Here is a 6,342-nt window from a genome sequence, read left to right as displayed (position 1 = left end):
TAGGGCTACGCCCGTATATGAAGAACCGCCGGCTTCGCCGGCGGGTCCCTTTTTTAAAAAAACTATGTTTGTCTTGTCTACAGGAGGCTGGGCCGAGCAACATGGTAGTTGAACCAATAGGCTTTTTTTACGGCGATGCCGTGTACAAGTACGACGCTCCGAGGCAGGGTCGCCTTTTTGCGGGGCATCCTGGGCGCATCGAACTTGCTCGCGGTAGGAATTTTGAGACGGCCCTCCGCGATTTAGAGGGCTTTGAACGATTGTGGGTGATTTTCCAGTTCCACGAAAATAGTGGCTGGCGTCCCACGACGCGCCCACCGGTCCCTCCCGAAGGGCGAGACCGCGTAGGGACTTTTGCCAGCCGTAGCCCTTACCGTCCTAACCCGATTGGGCTTAGTTGCGTCCGGTTGCTTAAAATCGAGGGGCTCACGCTCTATGTGGACGAGGCGGACCTTCTGAACGGGACGCCGGTGCTCGACATCAAACCTTACATACCGATGGCAGATGCCTTTCCCGAGGCGAAAGCCGGTTGGGTCGAAGAACAGGTGGGTGACCTGTGGTCGGTCGAAATGTCCGATTTCTTTGAGACGCAGAATCGCTGGATTGCAGATCGCAGCCCGTTTGACTTGGAAAGTTTTGCACGTGTGCAACTTGCGCGCGGGAACTTTTCGAAGGATGTTTTTGACAGTTCCCGCCGTCGCCTGACCATAGACGAAAATTCGCATACGGGTGTACTCGCTTACCGGACATTCCGCATCCATTTTAGCTACGACGAACCATCGCGCAAAGTGAAGCTTCAGAAAATACTGAGCGGTTACAGTGTCGCGGATTTACAAAATCCCGAGGATAAGTACGGCGACAAGAAACTGCATCTAGATTTTATTGCGATGTTTTAATAGTTTGAATTTTAGATAGCCTGCCATCTGGAGCGGATGGCAGAAACTGCCCTCCGCCATTTTTTCTTGCAGTTCTTCGTCCGTAAACTCGGAGGTCTCGATTTCTTCAGTGCTGTCAAAGTGCGTGCTTCCGTTTTTGACAACGTTGTCAAAAAAAACGACATGGAAAACGCCACGGTGCCTGTCCGGATTCACCGGAAACACCCCAAGGTAGACTAAACTCCTCTCGTCTCTTGTCTCTCGTCTCTCGTCTAACCCATACCCACATTCTTCCTGCAATTCTCTCAGTGCGGCTTGTTCGGGTGTTTCATCTTTGTCTATAATCCCGGCGGGGAATTCAAGTGCGATTTTACCGGTTCCATGGCGGTATTGTTCCGTCATTACCCATTTGCCCTCGGTGGTACGGGCGAGAATCAAAACCCAGTCGGGCTGCCATAACGTGTAAAAGTCATCGATGACTTTCCCATTCGGCAATTCGCATTTTTCCTTGGCAACTTTTAGCCAAGGCGCATCTACCAAGTATTCTGTATTCAAGAGTTTCCAGGGTTTCATGATGTAAATTTAAGAATTTGCAACCGATAAAAAGTTTGCAACTGATTTGGTCTAGGATACCGAAGAGTGTTTTTTTATCTTTTGGGCGATGATTAATTTTTTTAGTACAAGTAAGATATTCTTGTATGTAGGGATGTTTGCGGCTTTGCTTTGCTGCGCTTGTGACTCGGAAGAGCCCTCGGTTTGCTGCCGTCCCGAATTACAGGAGGATAGTTATTATCGAGAGACGAAATATTCTATAGAAGTCTCTTTTTATGACCCGATTTCGATTACCTTAAAGAACCATTCCATCAAGTGTTCCCAAGTGACAGGGAAGTGTATCGGGCAATTCAGCGCTTACGACTATACGGACGATACCGGACTCGACCAATTCCAATACAGCAATTGGGATTTAGTCTATAGTTCGCCATTGCAGGTTAGCTGGGACAGTTCAACATGGGTACCGCTAAACTTCCAGTACGATCAATATTTTGAAATAGATTCCAACATGGTCCTCACTCTTTATTTCAGGGATTCCGCCGACGTATCCCGGGTAAAGAAATATGAGGCCGATCTCTCCAAAACAAGAATCAACGTGACGCAAGAGCGAGACTCCATCTTAACCATCGAAGAGTCCGATTCCACGGTCGTAACACTACTGGATGATTCTAAAACAGTTATTGACCGGTATCCCTTTAGAGTTACAAAGGCTGCGACGAATCATTATAAAAAATGCATTCCCTTGAGTATGCCCGTAAAGGTCTCATGCCCGCCTACATACCACGACTGCATTGCCTTGGATAGCGCCTGGTCGCCTCGTGCATTTTGTGTGGAATTCGTGAATGAGGAAGTTTCTCTTGACTCCGACAAAATATATAGGGAATTTCCTGAACGTGACTTGGAACGATTCGAAATAAAAACGTGGAACAATATTTTTGTGACTATGGAGGATTCCGTGGCGTTTTTGTTGAAACGGATGGAGTGCCTTGCTAATGATGCATCTTGTGTTGCAACATTCCGTTTTTATCTGGATACGCTGGTGTCGTCGGCAATGGAGGTCGGGAATGATAAAGACGGCTGGGTTCACCTGAACAATAAGCCTTTCTCGGTATCCTTGGATTCGTCATTCGAATTTAGTTTTGCCGTTCGGGATTCGAGCGGAAAGTCCAAGAAGTTCCACTTGGACATGTCGTTCTTGAAAAAACGCATGCTCCATGCGGACCATCAGTGCAACGTAACGCTCCCGCCAGAAATGTCCATCGAAAAAATGCATCTTTATTATGCCTTTATGGATTCCACTTACGAGATAAAGGACCTGGATACATTGATTCACTATCCGGAGGGCTTGGATTTTGAACATTGTGACGGCAATTATTGGTGCCGAGGCCAGCAATACACCTATACGTCCTATAATATGCATTTCAGGGCTGAACTGGATTCCTGCTGGCTCTCTTCCAAGATTTTTGTGGATAACGACTCCGCTACGGCATGCCTCTTGGATAATGGCGAGCACGCTTCGGGGCGTCTAATTTGCAAAGAACGAAATTACAAAGTGCTTCGTTACCAGTACATCCCAGAGGGCGTGCAAGATTCCTCCCGACGAGTGATGTATTTGCTCGGCGAAAATTACCGCAACAAAAAATACACCTGGGAAGAGGCTCAAACGGCATGCCCCAACGGCTGGCATGTTCCTACCCGCAAAGATATGGAATTGCTTGAAAAGGCGGATGCGGTGGAAGATTTTGATAGAGATTTCTGGATTCAGGGTGTATCTGCCAAGGATGACACTCTTGCTGTCCGCTGTATGTTGAACCATGATTTGGAGGAGAGACCATGAGAAAAATTCTTCTGCTATTAACGACTTTTCTGATTCTTGCGGTCGGTACTTCCTGCAGTAACAGCGAAATGCTTTCTTCCGCAAATACACAAACGGTAGAGGAAATTTGTTCGGATTGCGATTCCGACAGCATGCTTGTTTATCATGTGTATTCCGACTCCTTGGTGACGGCTGATGGCGAAGTCCTCTTTGTCCAAAATTATGACTGCAATCATGATTCCTTAACTTGCTCCGTATATTTTGTTGGTTTCAATACGATTGAAAAATGGAAAAGAGATACTGTTGTCTTTTATCAGGACTCTACGGTGGTAAAGCATGACCTGGCGGGGATTTCCAGCAAAAAGGGAATATCACTAAAACTCGATATGGACGAATTAAGAAAGTTTATGCTCAATGTAAAAGATTCCAGTTGTCAGTTCGATTATCCGAAAAATGAGGATACAACAGAATATGGAATTTACGATGATCGTTATTATGTTATTGCGAAGCGTCCTCTTCTTTCACTCAAGGTGGATGGAAAGGAACATGACCTTGGAAAAAGCATGAGACTTAAAATCTATCATAAGGGTACTGAGAAAGAGCGCACGGAACTTGTTGAAGATGAATACAATAAAAACAGATACGCCTATGGCTTTGACTATGGTCCACGCAAATTGTATTTCGATGGCGACGAGGTTGCATGCTTGCTTTCTAACTTTTATTTTTCCGACAGCTGGAATTCCAAATTGGTCGTCTGCAATGACATATCGGTTAAGACGACTGCCTACTCGTATGGCTCTGACTACATTGTGTGCGATGGAGGAGACATCTATAAGGTGAATTACGAATCGGCGACAAATTCCCGCTGGTTTGTGAAAGATCTCGTTGTAAACGATGGAACCTTTGCAGATTCGCTCTTTACCTGGGGGCAAGCCATGGGTGTACTAGGAAAGAGAGCGGAGCCCCAGATTGTTGTCTTGTACAAAGCTTCTGCCGAGGAGGATTCTTCGGAAAAAGACCTTGATGTCGACAGCCTGTATTCTTGGGCAGATTACTCGTACGCATCGCTTGAAACGAACGCCAAGGGGCTTTGTCCTGTAGGTTGGCATGTGTCTTCGAAATACGATTGGGAAAAACTGCGCGAATACTACCAGGGGAACGATTATTATTCCCTAATGTTCAGCAGCTATCCGGAAGGAGACTACTGGACAACGGAGCAGGAAAGCGATACGACCGCCTATTATCAGGAATTTACCCTCTCCGACACCATCCCCGAAATCAAGATTGCCCCAAAGTTGCAGAAAAAGGCAATCCGCTGCGTTGAAAACAAGTAGGGAAAATAGATTTCATCAACAAACGCAGGCCCTGAACGAGTCTGCGTTTTAAAATTTAAGGTCGGTGAGCCTGCCGAACCGACCGAATCGGCGCTCACTTCGGCAAGCTCAGTGAACTTTACCGCACAACTTTGCGGTCGTCAGCGGTCATGTTGAGGAAGGCCTGGACAGTCATGCTGCCCTTGTCACCTTCTTTACGACGGCGCACGGACACAACTCCGTCAGCCACTTCCTTCTCGCCGACGATGAGGAGGTACGGCACCTTCTGCAATTCGCACTGGCGGATCTTGTAGCCGAGCTTTTCGTTGGATTCGTCAACTTCGACGCGGACGCCGGCGTTCACGAGTTCACGTTCGACCTGCTTGGCGTAGTCCACGAACTTTTCAGAAATCGGGAGCACGCGGGCCTGAACCGGAGCGAGCCACAACGGGAAATCGCCCATGAATTCTTCGATAAGAATACCGAGGAAGCGTTCGATGGAACCGACGGCTGCACGGTGCAACATCACCGGAACGTGCTTCTGGTTGTCCTTACCGACATATTCGGCTCCGAGGCGCATCGGCAAGTTGAAGTCCACCTGGATGGTACCGCACTGCCAGTCACGACCGAGGCTGTCCTTCAGCGTGAATTCGAGCTTCGGGCCGTAGAAGGCGCCTTCACCCGGGTTCAGAATGTAGTCGAGGCCAGCGAGCTTCGTGGCTTCGGCGAGGGCGGCTTCAGCCTTGTCCCAGATTTCGTCGGAACCCACGCGCTTTTCCGGGCGGGTGGAGAACTTCACCACGATATCGTCAAAACCGAAGTCGTGGTAGATTTCCTTCACGAGGGCACAGAAGTCGGCCACTTCGCTTGCAATCTGGTCTTCGGTACAGAAGATGTGGGCGTCATCCTGCACAAAGCCGCGCACGCGCATAAGGCCGTGCATCGTACCGGCAGGTTCATAACGGTGGCACTTACCGAATTCGGCAAGGCGCATCGGAAGGTCGCGCCAGCTGCGGAGCCCGGTGTTGAAAATCTGGATGTGGCAGGGGCAGTTCATCGGCTTCACGGCCATTTCCACGTCGCCAGCCAGCGTCTTGAACATGTTCTCGTTGTACTTGTCGGCGTGGCCGGACTTGATCCACAAAGTCTTGTTCACAATTTCCGGCGTGATCACTTCGAGGTAGCCGCGACGGTCAATCTTGCCACGGATGTAGTCCTTCAGGGCGTTCACCATCTTGGTGCCCTTCGGGTGCCAGAACACCATGCCCGGAGAATGGTCTTCGATATGGTAGAGGTCCATTTCCTTACCGATCTTGCGGTGGTCGCGCTTTTCGGCCTCTTCCAGGAACTTCAGGTAAGTTTCGAGACCTTCCTTGTCGGCAAAGCAGGTGCCGTACACGCGGGTCAGCTGGTCGCTGTTCTGGTCACCGTGCCAGTAGGCGCCCGACATCGAGAGCACCTTGAAATTCTTGAGCTTGCCGGTAGAAGGCACGTGGGGGCCGGCGCAGAGGTCTTCAAAGTTCTTGCCCGGTTCGCCAGTCACGTAGAAGCTGAGAGTGCCGTCGCTACCTTCGCGGGCGAGAGCTCGTTCAGCGTTGTCCGTCTTGTACTTGTCGCCTTCGGTGCGCTTCAGGCCATCGGCGGCGCTGACTTCGCAACGGGTAAACGGACGGTCTTCCTTGATGATTTCCTTCATGCGCTTTTCGATGCGCTCGAAATCCGACTGCTGGATCGGGGTCGGTGTCATCAAATCGTAGTAGAAACCCTTGTCGATAGCCGGACCGTA

The 6,342-nt window shown here is 49.4% G+C and carries 5 protein-coding genes; 3 read left to right on the top strand and 2 right to left on the bottom strand.

Features of this window, described 5'->3' with window-relative positions:
* Positions 1-101 precede the first annotated feature (101 nt).
* Entirely contained in the window at positions 102-896 is a 795-nt protein-coding gene (gene tsaA, locus Q0Y46_RS14715) for a tRNA (N6-threonylcarbamoyladenosine(37)-N6)-methyltransferase TrmO (protein ID WP_295680214.1), read from the top strand.
* Here tsaA and Q0Y46_RS14710 read toward each other — a convergent pair.
* Entirely contained in the window at positions 873-1,448 is a 576-nt protein-coding gene (locus Q0Y46_RS14710) for an NUDIX hydrolase (RefSeq protein WP_297948564.1), read from the bottom strand. The two genes, tsaA and Q0Y46_RS14710, sit on opposite strands and share 24 nt — an antisense overlap.
* An 88-nt stretch (positions 1,449-1,536) precedes the next feature.
* On the opposite strand from Q0Y46_RS14710, the gene Q0Y46_RS14705 reads away from it, so the two are divergent.
* Entirely contained in the window at positions 1,537-3,264 is a 1,728-nt protein-coding gene (locus Q0Y46_RS14705) for a hypothetical protein (RefSeq protein WP_297948561.1), read from the top strand.
* On the top strand, positions 3,261-4,577 hold the full coding sequence (locus tag Q0Y46_RS14700) for an FISUMP domain-containing protein (protein ID WP_297948558.1): 1,317 nt from the start codon (positions 3,261-3,263) through the stop codon (positions 4,575-4,577). Before Q0Y46_RS14705 ends, Q0Y46_RS14700 begins: the two co-directional genes overlap by 4 nt.
* A gap of 118 nt (positions 4,578-4,695) precedes the next feature.
* Here Q0Y46_RS14700 and thrS read toward each other — a convergent pair.
* The coding region (gene thrS, locus Q0Y46_RS14695) for a threonine--tRNA ligase (RefSeq protein WP_297948555.1) at positions 4,696-6,342 on the bottom strand (1,647 nt) is incomplete at its 5' end.

This window comes from uncultured Fibrobacter sp., from assembly GCF_947305105.1.
Taxonomy (GTDB): domain Bacteria; phylum Fibrobacterota; class Fibrobacteria; order Fibrobacterales; family Fibrobacteraceae; genus Fibrobacter.
The sequence above is the reverse complement of the archived record's forward strand: the minus strand, read 5'-3'. Positions and strand labels throughout refer to the sequence as shown.

What these genes read in the sequence shown, in the direction of transcription:
- tsaA (WP_295680214.1), top strand. Translation starts at nt 102, where the DNA reads ATGGTAGTTGAACCAATAGGCTTTTTTTACGGCGATGCCGTGTACAAG.
- Q0Y46_RS14710 (WP_297948564.1), bottom strand. Translation starts at nt 1,448, where the DNA reads ATGAAACCCTGGAAACTCTTGAATACAGAATACTTGGTAGATGCGCCT.
- Q0Y46_RS14705 (WP_297948561.1), top strand. Translation starts at nt 1,537, where the DNA reads ATGATTAATTTTTTTAGTACAAGTAAGATATTCTTGTATGTAGGGATG.
- Q0Y46_RS14700 (WP_297948558.1), top strand. Translation starts at nt 3,261, where the DNA reads ATGAGAAAAATTCTTCTGCTATTAACGACTTTTCTGATTCTTGCGGTC.